We start from the raw sequence: 13,997 nt of genomic DNA on the forward strand, positions 1-13,997 counted from the left end.
AACCGTTGCACGCTGTTTCGAGCCGATCCACCTGTGATTGATACCGCAGCGGTGAGATCACGTCCCACAGGGCCATTGCCTGGACCCCGCGCAGGTGTGATGTGATCCGTTCGTGACCACTCCGGCGCCCATCGACCTCCGCTCCGACACGGTGACTCGTCCCGACGAGCAGATGCTTGCCGCGATGGCCGCCGCCGAAGTCGGCGATGACGTACTCGACCACGATCCCACCACGCGCGCGCTGGAGGAACGGGTGGCCCAGCTCCTGGGCACCGCCTCGGCGTTGTGGGTGCCCAGCGGCACGATGGGCAACCTGATCGCGCTGATGCTGCACCTCGAGCGGGGCCACCGCTTCCTCGCGCCGCGCGGTGCGCACGTGCTCAACCACGAGCTCGGTTCGGCGGCGTGGCTGGCGGGCGGGATGCCGGATCCGCTGGAGTGGGACGCCGGTCCTGGCGCGCCCACGGCCGAGGCGGTGCGCACGCACGCGAACCTCACCATGGCCTACGACGCCCTGCACACCACGTTGCTGTGCCTGGAGAACACCCACAACGGCGCCGGTGGCGCAGTCCTCCCGCCGCACGAGCACGCCCGGCTGGCGGCCGCGGCGAAGGAGCTCGGCCTCAAGGTGCACCTCGACGGCGCCCGGCTGTGGAACGCCTCGGTCGCGCTCGGAGTGCCTCCCGCCGCGCTGACGGTGGGCGTGGACAGCGTGCAGGTGTGCCTGAGCAAGGGCCTCGGCGCGCCGGTCGGATCGGTGCTGGCCGGAGAAGCGGAGTTCATCAAGGCCGGGCGGCGGATCCGCAAGATGCTCGGTGGCGGCGTCCGGCAGGGCGGCGTGCTGGCGGCGGCAGGGCTGGTCGCGCTGGACCGAGTCGACGCGCTGGCGGATGATCACGACAGCGCGCGGGTGCTCGCCAACGGCCTGACCGAGCAGGGCTGGCAGGTGACCGCGCCGCAGACGAACATGCTGCTCGCGGCCGTCCCGGACGTGCAGCTGACGTTGCAGCGGCTGCGCTCGGTGGGCGTGCTGGCGGTGCCCATGAACGGGCAGGTCCGGTTCGTCACGCATCGGGACGTGTCGAAGCCGGACGTGGAAGAAGCGTTGCGCCGGATCGGCGAAGCCGGGATCTAGGGCGAGGAGCGGAGTTTCGAATGCTGCGGTGGATCGTTTTCGACTACGGCGAGGTCATCAGCCGACGCACCGACACGCTGCCCGACATGGCGGCGCTGCTGGACACCGATCCCGCGGAGTTCGAGAGGGCCTACTGGGCCGAGCGCCGGGACTACGACGCGGGCCGGTCCGACGCCGACTACTGGCGCGCGGTGGCGGCACGGCTGGACCGCGAGCTGGACGACTCGCTGATCCACCGCCTGACCAGCGTCGACGTCGACGGCTGGATGTCCGCGGATCCGGATTCGCTGGCACTGCTGGAAGACCTGCACCGGCGCGAGGTCCCGTTGGCGCTGCTGTCCAACGCCTCGTCGACGTTCGCCCGCGCCGGTGAGAGCAAGCCGTGGGCGCGGTTCTTCGACCACCTGCTGTTCTCCGGCGACCTGCGCGTCGCCAAACCCGCGCCGGAGATCTGGCAGATCCTGCTCGACACCATCGGCGCCGAGCCCGCGGAGTGCTTGTTCTTCGACGACCGAGCGGAGAACATCGCCGGCGCCCGGGAAGCAGGGCTGAACGCCGAGCTCTGGCGCTCGGCCGACCACGCCCGCGACCTCCTCCGGGAGCGACTGACCGCCTGAGCACCGAAGGTCCTGTCCTCCACCACCTGCGCAGCTCGCACCGGCCGGGTCCGAGCGGCGTCGTGGCGAGCACGCCGCGACACCGCCTCCGACGTGCTCGACGGGCCTAGGGCTTGATCTCCTTCTTGTCCTTGGCCCAGCCGAGGGCGGCGGTGGCGACGAAGAGGACCCCGCCGATCACGGCGAGCCAGAACAGGCCCTCGATCAGCACTCCGGCGGCGGAGACCACCAGCCACAGGACCAGCAGACCGCCGATCACCTTCCACAACATCACGACCACCTCTTCACCGGGGAAAGTCCCGCGGGTCCAGCCTGCCAGAGGGAACGCGGAAATCGGCAGGTCGAAGGGCCGGTTCCGGGAAAACATCAGGGTGCCCCTGAGGTCCAGCGCACCACCGGGGTCTACAGCCAGGCTCCCAGCCGGTGAACGGCCTCGGTGATGTCGCGGTGATCGCCCGCGAAGGAGAGGCGCAGGTAGTGGTGGCCGCGGGCCGGGTCGAAGTCGACGCCCGGGACCAGCGCCACGCCCGTGTCGTCGAGCAGGCGGCGGCAGAACGACGCCGCGTCGTCGGTGTGGTCGCTGATGTCCACCCACGCGTAGAAGGCGCCGTCGGCGGGGGCGACCTTGGTGATGCCCGCCTCCGCAAGACCGTCGAGCAGCAGCGTCCGGTTCTCCCGGTAGCGCTCGACGTGGGCCTGCACCTCGTCGTAGGCCTCCAGGCTGAACGCCGCGACCGCCGCCTGCTGCGAGATCGCGGGAGGGCAGAGGGTGAAGTTGCCGGTGAGCGAGTCGACCGCGCGCAGCAGGCGTGGTGGCACGAGCATCCAGCCGAGCCGCCACCCGGTCATCGACCAGAACTTGGAGAAGCTGTTGACCACGATCGCCTCGGCGGAGAACTCCCGCGCGGTGTGCAGCGGTTCGCCGTAGCTGAGGCCGTGGTAGATCTCGTCGCTGATCAGCTGCACCCCGTTGGCCTCGCACCAGCCCGCGAGCCCGGCGAGCTCGTCGCGGGAGAGCACGGTGCCGGTCGGGTTGGCGGGGCTGGCGACGATCAGCCCGCGCACCGGCTCGTCGAGGCCTTCGAGCATCTCGACGGTCGGCTGGAACCGGGTGGACGCGTCGCAGGGCAGTTCCACGACCTCGCAGCCCAGCGCCGACAGGATGTTGCGGTAGGCCGGGTACCCAGGGCTGGCCAGCGCGACCCGGTCACCGGCGTCGAAGGCGCCGAGGAAGGCCAGCAGGAACGCGCCGGAGGCACCCGTGGTCACGACGACCTCGTCCACCGGTACGGATTTGCCGTACGCCTTCTCGCAGTGCCCGGCGATGGCTTCCCGCAGCTCCAGGACGCCCAGCTGCTCGGTGTAGCCGAGCGCGTTGCTCTCCAGCGCCCGCGCGGCGGCCTCGCGGACCGCCTTCGGCGCCGGGGTGGAGGGCTGACCCGCGGCCAGCGACACGACGTCGCCGCGCGCCCGCTGCCGGGCGGCTGCTGCCGTGAGGACCTCCATGACCTGGAACGGGGCTACGTTCGCACGTTGAGCTGCGGCCAGCGCGGCGGGCTTCACCATGCGAGCCAGCGTGCCAGATGTCGGTGCGGATCCCGATGACCGGGAGCGGCAATCATCTGTAGCGGTGTTCTCGTCCGATGAGATGCGGATGAGGTGATGGCGCCCGGCACGTCCGGAAGGCCAGGTCGCGCTGGTCACCGGAGGTGCGGCGGGCATCGGATCGGTGATGCCCCCGACGGAGCCGGCGGCCGCGCGTGGACCGTCAGGCGGGCGCCCCGCCGAACGGGCACCGACGTCTCGGTGCCGCCGGTCGTCAGTACTTCGGAACGCTGATCTCGCCATCGACCGCGCGACGGGCGATGTCGGTGCGCCAGTGCGCGCCGGGCAGGTGGACTCGTTCGACCCGCTCGTAGACCGCGTCGCGCGCAGCGCTGAGATCTGGGCCGGTGGCCACGACCGACAGGACCCGCCCGCCCGACGACACCACGGCGCCGTCCTCGCGGCGGCGCGTGCCGGAGTGCAGCACGCCCTGCAGGTCCGCCCCCTTGATGACGTCGTCGACGCGCGGACGGCCCGGGTAACCCTCGGCGGCCAGCACAACCGTCACCGCCGAGCCCTGCTCCCACTCCAGTTCCGGCTGCTCGGCGAGCTCACCGCGCGCGACGGCGTTGAACAGCTGCGCCAGCGGGGTGTGCAGCAGCGCCAGCACGGCTTGGGTCTCGGGGTCGCCGAAGCGGCAGTTGAACTCGATGACCTGCGGGCCGTTCGAGGTCAGCGCGAGACCGGCGTAGAGCAAACCGGAGAACGGGCTGCCGCGGCGGTCGAGCTCGTCGACGGTGGGCTGCACGACCGTGCGCACCACTGTGTCGACCAGGTCGTCCGGGGCCCACGGCAGCGGCGCGTAGGCACCCATGCCACCGGTGTTCGGGCCCGCGTCGCCGTCGCCGACGCGCTTGAAGTCCTGCGCGGGCAGCAGCGGGACCACCGTGGTGCCGTCGACCAGGCAGAACAGCGAGGCCTCGGGCCCGTCGAGGAAGGACTCCAGCAGCACCGGGTGGCCGCCGTCGAGCAGCTTCATGGCGTGCGCGCGGGCGGCGTCGAAGTCGCCGGTGACCAGCACGCCCTTGCCCGCGGCCAGACCGTCGTCCTTGACCACCCAGGTCGGGCCGAAACCGGCCAGCGCGGCGTCCAGCTTCGCGGGGTTGTCCACGATCTCGCTGCGCGCGGTCGGCACGCCGGCGGAGACCATGACGTCCTTGGCGAAGGCCTTGGACCCCTCGATGCGGGCCGCGGCCTTGGACGGGCCGAAGCACGGGATGCCCGCGGCCCGCACGGCGTCAGAAGCGCCTGCGACCAGCGGTGTTTCCGGTCCGAAGACGACCAGGTCGGCCTTCCAGCGGGTGGCCAGCGCGGCCACCTCGTCGGGCTTGGCGACGTCGACGGCGTAGGACTCGGCGAACGCGGCGGTACCGGCGTTGCCGGGCGCGCAGGCCAGTGCCGTCACGGACGGATCACGGGACAGCGCCAACACGATCGCATGCTCCCGGCCGCCGCCGCCGATCACGAGGATTCGCACGAAACGCAGCGTAGAGCGTGCGGTGGGCCACTTGGCGGCTGCCCCCGGGGAAGTGTTGCCGCCGGATGGCGCATCGCAGGTCGCGCGGCGTTCATCCGGCGGTCGGCCGCATGTCGCACTGGTGTGTCCCTGGCGTCGGATGAGGGGGGTTGGGTGGAGCCGCCGCAGTCGGAACGAGGAGAAACATGAAGATTCGGGGACGGTTGATCGCTTTGTCCGTTGTGAGCGCTGCCGCGCTCGGGGTGATCACCTCGGTGGGGCCCGCTGCCGCCGAGCCGGCTCCGGACACCGCCCAGATCGAGGTGTTCGGCCACCGAGGCGCCTCCGGCTACCGGCCGGAGCACACGCTCGCCTCCTACGAGCTGGCCGCGCGCATGGGCGCCGACTACATCGAGCCCGACCTGGTGCCCACCAAGGACGGCGTGCTGGTCGCCCGGCACGAGCCCGAGATCGGCGGCACCACCGACGTCGACGAGCGCCCGGAGTTCGCCTCCCGCAAGACGACCAAGGTCGTCGACGGCACCGAGATGACCGGCTGGTTCACCGAGGACTTCACCCTCGCCGAGCTCAAGACGCTGCGCGCCGAGGAGCGCATCCCGGAAATCCGCCAGCACAACACCGTCTACGACGGCCTCTACGAGGTGCCCACCTTCCAGGAGGTGCTCGACCTGCGGGCGCGGCTGTCGGAGGAACTCGGCCGCGACATCGGCGTGGCACCGGAGACCAAGCACCCCAGCCACTTCCGCCGTCTGGGTCTGGCGCTGGAGCCCGGCGTGGTCGAGGCGCTGAACGCCAACGGCCTGAACGAGCGGGGCGCGAAAGTCGTCGTGCAGTCCTTCGAGGTCGGCAACCTCAAGGAGCTGCGCGGTGAGCTCCAGGTGCGGCTGGCGCAGCTGATCAGCAACAGCGGGGCACCGCAGGACTTCATCGAGTCCGGTGACCCGCGCACCTACGCCGACCTGGTCACACCGGAGGGGCTGGAGGAGATCTCGACCTACGCGGACGTGATCGGCCCCGACACCAAGGTGATCCTCCCGGTCGACGACAGCAACCACCTCACCGAGCCGACCGCGGTCGTCGCCGACGCCCACGCCGCCGGTCTGCAGGTCGTGCCCTACACCGTCCGCGCCGAGAACACCTTCCTGCCGGAGGACTTCCAGTCCTCGCAGGACCCGGCCCAGTGGGGCGACGCCCTCGGCTTCTTCCACGCCCTGTTCGACCAGGGCATCGACGGCGTCTTCAGCGACATGCCCGACCTCGCCATCACCGCTCGCGACCAGCGCTGACCAGCCCGGGTCGATCCGGGTGAGCTGGAACCGCCGTCCTCTTCCGGGGGCGGCGGTTCCGTCGTCGCGGGTGATCGCCGCGCAGCGCACCTAGCTCGCCGGACAGCCGCGAGCGCGGCCCTGGCCTACCTGGGCGGCGCGCACTGCCAGCGCTCAGCGCTGGACCAGGTGCTCGCCCGGGTGCGGGACGTGGTCGAGCACCAGGACCTGGCGGCACCGAGCAGGTGTCGGCGCACTCCAGCCGAGCGCGCCGACACCTCGACCCGGACGTTCTCCGAACTTCGCCGCAACATCATCGCGGTGCAGCGCTCGGCGATCGCGGACGAAGGCGACGCGGGCCACCTCGGCGACGAGGTGCTGCGCCGCGTCCTCCGCGAACTGGACCTGCGGGAAGCGGCCCTGGGAGGTTTCCGGCGGAACCGGTGAGGATCATGCCATCGAGTGGCGCACGATCGTCTGATCGCGTCCCGGGCCCACGCCGACCGCCGACACGCGGGCTCCGGAGAGCTCCTCGATGCGCTCGATGTAGGCGCGGGCGTTGGCAGGCAGGTCCTCGAAGCTGCGGCAGTCGCTGAGGTCCTCCCACCAGCCCGGCATCTCCTCGTACACCGGAACCGCGTGGTGCACGCCGGTCTGGGTCATCGGCATGTCCTCGACCCGCTCGCCGTCGACGTCGTAGGCGACGCAGACCGGGATGGTCTCCAGGCCGGAGAGCACGTCGAGCTTGGTCAGGAAGTAGTCGGTGATGCCGTTGACGCGGGTCGCGTAGCGGGCGATCACCGCGTCGAACCAACCGGTCCGCCGCGAGCGACCGGTGGTCACGCCGAACTCGCCGCCCTGCTTGCGCAGGTTCTCGCCGGCCTCGTCGGTCAGCTCGGTCGGGAACGGGCCCGCACCGACGCGCGTCGTGTAGGCCTTGAGGATGCCGATCACCGCGCTGATCTTCGTCGGGCCGACGCCGGAACCGGCCGAAGCGCCACCGGCGGTCGGGTTCGAGGAGGTCACGAACGGGTAGGTGCCGTGGTCGACGTCGAGCAGCGTGCCCTGCGAACCTTCCAGCAGCACCCGCTCGCCGCGCTCCAACGCCTTGTTGATCAGCAGCTTGGTGTCGGCGATGCGGCCCGCGAACTTCTCCGCCTGCCCCAGCACGGTGTCCACGACCTCTTCCGCGTCGATCGCGCGGCGGTTGTAGACCTTGACCAGGATCTGGTTCTTGATGTCGAGGGCGGCCTCGACCTTCTGGCGCAGGATCTTCTCGTCGAGCAGGTCCTGCATCCGGACGCCGACGCGAGCGATCTTGTCCTGGTAGCAGGGGCCGATGCCGCGGCCGGTGGTGCCGATCTGCTTCTTGCCCAGGTACCGCTCGGTCACGCGGTCGATGGCCACGTGGTACGGCATGATCAGGTGCGCGTCGGCGGACAGCAGCAGCCGCGAGGTGTCGACCCCGCGCTCCTCCAGCCCGGCGAGCTCCTCCAGCAGGACGCCCGGGTCGACGACGACGCCGTTGCCGATCACGTTCGTCACGCCGGGGGTCAAGATTCCCGACGGGATGAGGTGCAGCGCGAAGTCCTGCCCGTCCGGGAGCACGACGGTGTGTCCCGCGTTGTTGCCGCCCTGGTAACGCACGACCCACTGCGCCTGCTCGCCGAGCAGGTCTGTCGCCTTACCCTTGCCTTCGTCGCCCCACTGGGCGCCGATCAGCACGATCGCCGGCATGTGAAACTCCAACCTGGACTGGGTGGTCGCCAGCGTGACCGCACGCTTCGCCCGCTCCCACCACGGGGTATGCCGGTCGATCAGGGTAAACCAGGAGCGAATCGTGAGTACCACCGCATTGTCCTGCGGAAACGTTGCTGGCGCAGCGCGTCCGTCCGGTGACTCTGTGCAATGGCACGAAGTTTCCGCCGCGCCGGGTCGCAACGAGGTCGATCCGCTGCTGGCAGGAGCAACCGATCGGGTGGTCGTGCACGGCACGGACATGGACCTCGCCGCCGTCGTCCTGCGGCTGCTGCGCAAGGAACGGCTGACCGAACTGGCCGTCGGCTACGTGCCGGTGGCCGACTCACCGGTGGCCCGGCTGTGGGGCCTGGGCGTCGGGGACTTCGAGCGCGCGCTGACCGCGCCCCCGCGACCGGTGCCGCTGATCAGGGACGACTCGGGCGGAATCCTGCTGGGGGAGGGCGTGATCGCGCCGGTCACCGGCCAGGCGTACTGCGACGACGAGCAGGTCCTCAACGGCGCCGCGCAGAGTTTCGTGGTCTCCCCGGACCCGGATGCGGCACCGCTGCCGGACCCGACGGCAGATCCGCTGAACCACACGATCGAGCCCCCGATGGACGGGCTGCGGGTCAGCGTCACCCGGCGCCGGCTGCTGCGCCGTCGCACCGGATCGGCCCGGGGGCGGGCTTTCCAGGCGTCGTTCCGGTCGGCCACCGTGCGGCACGACGGCAGCGATCATCCCAGGCCGGTGGAGAAGTGGGTCTGGTACCGGCACACCGAGGACCTCAACCTGGCGCGTTGATCACCGGGGTGTGTGGAATTCACATATAGGTGGCACGAGCGGTGGCGACTTCACGCCATGTCACCTCCCGGCCACTCCTCGGCATTGAATCGGCCACCCACGTGGGCAATCGTCATCCCGAAGCAGGCGACCAAGCCCATTGCGGAGGAAGCCATGTCACGTTCGTTGCGCGCCACCCTGACCGCCCTGCCGCTGGCCGGACTGATCAGCATCGGGCTCGCCACCCCGGCCGCCGCCGAGCCGCCGGGCGTCCCCGACCCGACCACGGCCAAGGCCGAGCTCGCTGACCTGACCGTCGCAGCCGAAGGCTCGATGGACGGCTACAGCCGGGAGGAGTTCCCGCACTGGATCGACGGGCCGGACAACTGCAACACCCGCGAAGCGGTGCTCAAGCGGGACGGTGACGGCGTCGAGGTCGGCTCCGACTGCTACCCGACCGCGGGCAGCTGGGCCAGCCCGTACGACGGCGAGACCTGGACCCAGCCGTCCGACCTGGACATCGACCACATCGTTCCGCTGGCCGCCGCGTGGCGCTCGGGTGCCGCCGAGTGGACCCAGGACCAGCGCCAGGCGTTCGCCAACGACCTGGAAGGCCCGCAGCTCATCGCTGTCACCGACAACGTCAACCAGGAGAAGGGCGACCAGACCCCGGACACCTGGATGCCGCCGGCCGCCGACTACCACTGCGCCTACGCCTCCATGTGGGTCGGCACCAAGCACAAGTACCAGCTGACCATCACCGAAGCCGAGAAGGGCGCTCTCCAGACCGCCCTGGACGGCTGCTGAAGCGGCACAGCCGCTTCCGCCCCACCACCTGATCAGCTGGCACCGCCGCGGGGCGGTCCTCCTGTGACGGCGCGTCGGCGCTGTGCACCTGGCCACATGAGTCGGCGCGCCCGGAGCAGGAGGGCGGCCTCAGGTTCCGCACCGCCACGCGAAGCGCCCCCGCACGAACTCGGCGAGGGCATACTGCGGTCATGGGCGAGTTGCGCACGACTCTGACCGCACCTCCCGGCGGGGTTCTGACCGACGAGGTGGGCGTGATCACCGGCGAGCTGGAACTGGCGACCTCCTGCGAGCAGGGCGCGGTGCGGGTGCGCATCCGCTACTCCGGCGCTGAGGAGTGGTACCGCCTCTCAGCGGCCGACTGCGAGCTGCACGACCCGCGTGACCACGAGCCGCTGCACGCCTGCCTGGCGGCCGTGCTGAACCGGCCTTAGCCCTCGTCCGGGTGCAACGGCGGGAGGGCCGCGACGGCTTCGGTGCGGGTCAGGCCGGACGCCTGCAGCAGGTCGACGGCGATCGAACGCACCTGCAGGACCACGACCTGCATCGAGAAGTCGCCCTCGCCGAGCAGTTCCACTGTGGACTTCTTGGCGACCGAGCGCGCAGCGTCCCTCGCCTGCAGCGGATCCTTGCCGCTGGCCAGCTCGTCGCGCAGCAGCACCACGGTTCCCGCGAGCTCCTCCAGCATGCCCGGTAGCGGGCGCGGAACGGGTTCTTCGTCGCGCAGCGCGGCCAGCGCCCGCCGGGCCAGCACGCGCGTGTTGCGCAGCGCGCGGTCGACGGGGGTAGCGGCGTTCTCGTAGCGCTCCAGGTCGCCGCGCCTGCGCCAGCGGATCGGCGCGAACCGGGCGATCTCGGCCCCGGCCTCCAGCGCGGCGCGGAACTCCTCGACGGACTTGTGGCTCTTGCGGGCGTCGGCCAGCACATCAGCGGCCATCGACACGTCCCGGTGCGCGACCGCGCTCGCGACCCCGCGCAACGCGTCGGCGAGCGCTCCCAGCACCACGCGACCGTTGCGGTGCGCGACCGCGAGGGGGTTGGCGGGCAGCAGCGCGGCGACGGCGAAGCCGACCAGCCCGCCGATCGCGGCGTCGAGCATCCGCGTCAGCCCGCCGGCCGTGGCCGGCGGCAGCAGCGTCGCGACCAGCACCGATGACGACGCTGCCTGCAGCACGATCACGCCCCCGCTGTCCAGCAGCACGGCCGTGGACATCGCCAGCGCGACGACCAGTGCGATCTGCCACGTCCCGGTGCCGATCACCGAGATCAGCACGTCGCCGACCCCGACACCGATGCACACGCCGACGACCAGCTCCAAGGCTCGTCGCATCCGCTGCCCGAGCGAGACGCCCAGCGAGATCACCGCGGCGATGGGGGCGAAGAACGGCGCGACGTGCCCGACGATGTCGTGCGCGAGGAACCAGGCCACACCGGCGGCCAGCGCGCACTGGACGATCGGCACACCGGTTCGCAGCAACCGCCGGAACCGGCGGGTCAACTCCTCGCGCAAACGCCCCACGAACCCATCCTCCGCCATCGAATGCCATCTCCACCGGCAGATCCGGCCACCGCCGCAGTCACCCGACCCGGACCACCGCCGCGATCCGAAACCCGATCACCGCCGTGATCCGGCCCCGGAACTCGGCGGTGATCGCGGGGGTGTGTGGTGATGACGGTTGCGGGTCAGGCGAGGTCGTTGGCTTCCAGGGAGGCCGGGTCGCTGTCCTCGAGGAGCTGGCGGCAGCGGTCGAACTCCTCGGTCTCGCCGATGGCTCGAGCCGCCTTGGCCAGCGCCGCGATCGAGCGGAGCACGCCGCGGTTGGGCTCGTGGCGCCACGGGACCGGGCCGAAGCCCTTCCAACCGGAGCGGCGCAGGGCGTCCAGACCGCGGTGGTACCCGGTGCGCGCGTAGGCGTAGGCGGCGATGTTCTCGCCGCTGTTCAGGGCGTTGTCGGCGAGCGCGGCCCAAGCGGCGCTGAACGCCGGGTGCTGCGCGGCGACCTCGGCGGGGTCGGTGCCTGCGTCCAGGGCGCCCTGCGCCTCCGGGCTCTCCGGCAGCAGCGTCTCCGGCGGCTCCAACAGGTTCCTCGTCATGCACCCATCCTCGCACTTCGCCCAAGACGACGACGGTCCGTCCACCCACCGGGCGGACGGACCGTCGCAGAACAACAAAGCCGACCAACGTCAGGCAAGCTGCATACACCAGACTCGGATCCCGGAGCCAGTGAGTCGCTCAGGTTCCGCCACCCGCACCGCCAAGCAGCACGAGCAGCAACATCGATGATCAGCCGGCGATCATGCGGCCTGCGGACTTGAGGACCTCGCAGCCCTGGGCGACGCGAGCGGCCATGGCCTGCTCGGCGACCTTGAGGTAGCTGCGCGGGTCGTAGGTCTTCTTGTTGCCGACCTCGCCGTCGATCTTGAGCACACCGTCGTAGTTCTTCAGCATGTGGTCGGCGATGGGCCGGGTGAAGGCGTACTGGGTGTCGGTGTCGATGTTCATCTTGATCACGCCGTAGGAGACCGCCTCGTGGATCTCCTCCAGCAGCGAACCGGAACCACCGTGGAAGACCAGGTCGAACGGCTTGGAGCCGGCGGCCAGGCCCAGCTTCTCCGACACCACGTCCTGACCCTGCTTGAGGATCTCCGGGCGCAGCTTGACGTTGCCCGGCTTGTAGACGCCGTGCACGTTGCCGAAGGTCGCGGCCAGCAGGTAGCGGCCCTTCTCGCCGGTGCCGAGGGCTTCGACGGTCTTGATGTAGTCGCCGGGCGCGGTGTAGAGCTTGTCGTTGATGTCGTTGGCGACGCCGTCCTCTTCGCCGCCGACGACGCCGACCTCCAGCTCCAGGACGATCTTGGCCTTGGCCGAGAGCTCCAGCAGCTCCTGCGCGATCTGCAGGTTCTCGTCGAGGTCGATCGCCGAGCCGTCCCACATGTGCGACTGGAACAGCGGGTTCTCGCCGCGGTTGACCCGCTCCTGGCTGATCTGGATCAGCGGCTTGACGTAGCCGTCGAGCTTGTCCTTCGGGCAGTGGTCGGTGTGCAGCGCGATGTTCACCGGGTACTTGGCGGCGACGACGTGCGCGTACTCGGCGAGCGCGGCGGCACCCGTGACCATGTCCTTGACCTTGGTGCCGGAGGCGAACTCGGCACCCCCGGTCGACACCTGGATGATGCCGTCACTCTCGGCCTCGGCGAACCCGCGCAGCGCCGCGTTGAGCGTCTCCGACGAGGTCACGTTGATCGCTGGGTAGGCGAACTCACCGGTCTTCGCCCGGTCCAGCATCTCCGCGTAGACCTCGGGGGTCGCGATGGGCATCGGTCATCCTCCTCAGATGGAGTTCGGTCGTGAAGTGACGCGAGATCGCGCAGCATCCTAGGAACCCCAGCGCACCGTCCGCGGCGCGTCGGGGCACATACCACTCTTTCGCGCGTCACAGTGCCCCAGCGGTGTTGTTTTGAAAAGTTGGTGCAAGGATTCAGAAAACGATCCTGTGCACATACTCACACGCCGGAGCGCCTGCCGCCTACAGCCAAGCGCCGGTGACGACCTCCCACTGGCGGACGGTGGTCGAGGCGATCACCCCGGCCTTCGTGTACGGGTCGGCGGCCAGGACGTCCTCGAGCTCGGCCTCGTCGGCGGTCTCGTAGACGATCTGCGCGCCCTCGCCGTCGGTGTAGGGCCCGCCGGCCAGCAGCGTGCCCCGTTCGGCCAGTCCGCGCGAGTACTCCCGGTGCTCCGGGCGGACCGCCAGCCGCTTCTCCTCATCAGGCCCGTAGACCAGCTCGACAACGAACCTCGCCATGTTCTGCCTCCCTAGCGGCGGTTTCAACGATCGCCATGGACGCTAACCCGAACCCGCCCCGCGAACCCATCCTCGCCCGGTAAGTTCTTCGATCATGGGCGGTGATTCGGATGGGATCGAGCGCAGCGTCGAGAAGACCTTCGGCACGCTGCGCAAGTTGGACGGAGCCCACCGGGAGACGCAGCAACCGCTGTCCTTGGAGGACATCTACAAGCAGCAGCGGATGCGGATGGTCCGGCTGGCGATCCTGCTGGTCGACGACATCAGCAGCGCCGAGGACGTGGTCCAGGAGGCCTTCACCGGGCTCTACCGGAACTGGTCCGGGCTGCGCGACGCCAACGCCGCGATCGCCTACCTGCGCACGGCGGTCGTCAACGGGTCCCGCTCGATGCTGCGCCGCCGCAAGACCGCCCGCGAGTACCAGCCGCCGCACCAGGCCAACGCGCGCTCGGCGGAGTCGCTGGCGATGCTCACCGCCGAGCACCAGGCGGTGGTGGACGCGCTGGGCAAGCTGCCGCGCAGGCAGCGCGAGGTGCTCGTGCTGCGCTACTACGGCAACCTGTCGGAGGCCGAGATCGCCGAGGCGACCGGCGTCTCGAAGGGCACCGTCAAGTCGACGGCGAGCCGCGCCCTGGAGGCGTTGCAGAAGCACATGGCGAGCTGACGACGGTCTATATTCGGTGAATCAGACATTCCCCCGGTCTCACCGTCCGTGACCGCTTCGGTGGGTTCGGTTCGGCTGAGCCGTAGAACACCGGTTTTGG

The 13,997-nt window shown here is 70.3% G+C and carries 16 protein-coding genes; 8 read left to right on the forward strand and 8 right to left on the reverse strand.

What is annotated here, in order from left to right; translation table 11 throughout:
* Window positions 1–112 precede the first annotated feature (112 nt).
* Together E1161_RS09650 and E1161_RS09655 are read left to right on the forward strand one after the other, a co-directional pair.
* The gene (locus E1161_RS09650; RefSeq protein WP_132621778.1) at window positions 113–1,135 is read left to right on the forward strand and encodes a threonine aldolase family protein; all 1,023 of its coding nucleotides are present in this window, start codon (window positions 113–115) and stop codon (window positions 1,133–1,135) included.
* Between the two features lie 20 nt (window positions 1,136–1,155).
* Window positions 1,156–1,752, forward strand: a complete 597-nt coding sequence (locus E1161_RS09655; protein ID WP_132621780.1) for an HAD family hydrolase — start codon at window positions 1,156–1,158, stop codon at window positions 1,750–1,752.
* 106 nt (window positions 1,753–1,858) lie between these two features.
* Here E1161_RS09655 and E1161_RS27095 read toward each other — a convergent pair whose 3' ends face one another.
* The 3 genes from E1161_RS27095 to purD form a co-directional block, all read right to left on the reverse strand.
* Entirely contained in the window at window positions 1,859–2,023 is a 165-nt protein-coding gene (locus E1161_RS27095; RefSeq protein WP_165939735.1) for a hypothetical protein, read from the reverse strand.
* 131 nt (window positions 2,024–2,154) lie between these two features.
* On the reverse strand, window positions 2,155–3,318 hold the full coding sequence (locus E1161_RS09660) for a pyridoxal phosphate-dependent aminotransferase (protein ID WP_132621782.1): 1,164 nt from the start codon (window positions 3,316–3,318) through the stop codon (window positions 2,155–2,157).
* Window positions 3,319–3,571: 253 nt separating this feature from the next.
* Complete coding sequence (purD, locus tag E1161_RS09665; RefSeq protein ID WP_132621784.1) at window positions 3,572–4,834, reverse strand: phosphoribosylamine--glycine ligase; 1,263 nt, start codon at window positions 4,832–4,834, stop codon at window positions 3,572–3,574.
* Window positions 4,835–5,019: 185 nt separating this feature from the next.
* Here purD and E1161_RS09670 point away from each other — a divergent pair, with 185 nt between their 5' ends.
* Window positions 5,020–6,120, forward strand: a complete 1,101-nt coding sequence (locus tag E1161_RS09670; protein WP_132621786.1) for a glycerophosphodiester phosphodiesterase — start codon at window positions 5,020–5,022, stop codon at window positions 6,118–6,120.
* Window positions 6,121–6,300: 180 nt separating this feature from the next.
* Window positions 6,301–6,546: a hypothetical protein gene (locus E1161_RS09675; RefSeq protein WP_132621788.1), complete on the forward strand. Its 246-nt coding sequence runs from the start codon at window positions 6,301–6,303 to the stop codon at window positions 6,544–6,546.
* Between the two features lie 3 nt (window positions 6,547–6,549).
* Here the strand turns inward: E1161_RS09675 and E1161_RS09680 are convergent, their stop codons facing one another.
* Entirely contained in the window at window positions 6,550–7,836 is a 1,287-nt protein-coding gene (locus tag E1161_RS09680) for an adenylosuccinate synthase (protein ID WP_132621790.1), read from the reverse strand.
* 166 nt (window positions 7,837–8,002) lie between these two features.
* Between E1161_RS09680 and E1161_RS09685 the strand changes: the two genes are divergently transcribed.
* The 3 genes from E1161_RS09685 to E1161_RS09695 all read left to right on the forward strand — a co-directional run bounded on the left by E1161_RS09685 (window position 8,003) and on the right by E1161_RS09695 (window position 9,861).
* Complete coding sequence (locus E1161_RS09685) at window positions 8,003–8,641, forward strand: hypothetical protein (protein WP_132621792.1); 639 nt, start codon at window positions 8,003–8,005, stop codon at window positions 8,639–8,641.
* A 153-nt stretch (window positions 8,642–8,794) separates the two neighbouring features.
* Complete coding sequence (locus tag E1161_RS09690; protein ID WP_132621794.1) at window positions 8,795–9,427, forward strand: HNH endonuclease family protein; 633 nt, start codon at window positions 8,795–8,797, stop codon at window positions 9,425–9,427.
* Window positions 9,428–9,618: 191 nt separating this feature from the next.
* Entirely contained in the window at window positions 9,619–9,861 is a 243-nt protein-coding gene (locus E1161_RS09695) for a hypothetical protein (protein ID WP_132621796.1), read from the forward strand.
* Here the strand turns inward: E1161_RS09695 and E1161_RS09700 are convergent.
* The 4 genes from E1161_RS09700 to E1161_RS09715 form a co-directional block, all read right to left on the reverse strand.
* Window positions 9,858–10,946 (reverse strand): FUSC family protein, encoded by a 1,089-nt coding sequence (locus E1161_RS09700; protein ID WP_235874905.1) that lies wholly within the window; start codon window positions 10,944–10,946, stop codon window positions 9,858–9,860. The two genes, E1161_RS09695 and E1161_RS09700, sit on opposite strands and share 4 nt — an antisense overlap.
* Window positions 10,947–11,110: 164 nt before the next feature.
* Entirely contained in the window at window positions 11,111–11,521 is a 411-nt protein-coding gene (locus E1161_RS09705) for a DUF3151 domain-containing protein (RefSeq protein WP_132621800.1), read from the reverse strand.
* A gap of 190 nt (window positions 11,522–11,711) precedes the next feature.
* Window positions 11,712–12,746 (reverse strand): class II fructose-bisphosphate aldolase, encoded by a 1,035-nt coding sequence (gene fbaA, locus E1161_RS09710; RefSeq protein ID WP_132621802.1) that lies wholly within the window; start codon window positions 12,744–12,746, stop codon window positions 11,712–11,714.
* Window positions 12,747–12,954: 208 nt separating this feature from the next.
* Window positions 12,955–13,233: a YciI family protein gene (locus tag E1161_RS09715; protein ID WP_132621804.1), complete on the reverse strand. Its 279-nt coding sequence runs from the start codon at window positions 13,231–13,233 to the stop codon at window positions 12,955–12,957.
* Window positions 13,234–13,327: 94 nt separating this feature from the next.
* On the opposite strand from E1161_RS09715, the gene E1161_RS09720 reads away from it, so the two are divergent.
* Complete coding sequence (locus E1161_RS09720) at window positions 13,328–13,897, forward strand: SigE family RNA polymerase sigma factor (RefSeq protein ID WP_132621806.1); 570 nt, start codon at window positions 13,328–13,330, stop codon at window positions 13,895–13,897.
* Window positions 13,898–13,997 lie beyond the last annotated feature (100 nt).

Origin of the sequence: Saccharopolyspora aridisoli (genome assembly GCF_004348445.1) — a bacterium.
GTDB classification, from domain to species: domain Bacteria; phylum Actinomycetota; class Actinomycetes; order Mycobacteriales; family Pseudonocardiaceae; genus Saccharopolyspora; species Saccharopolyspora aridisoli.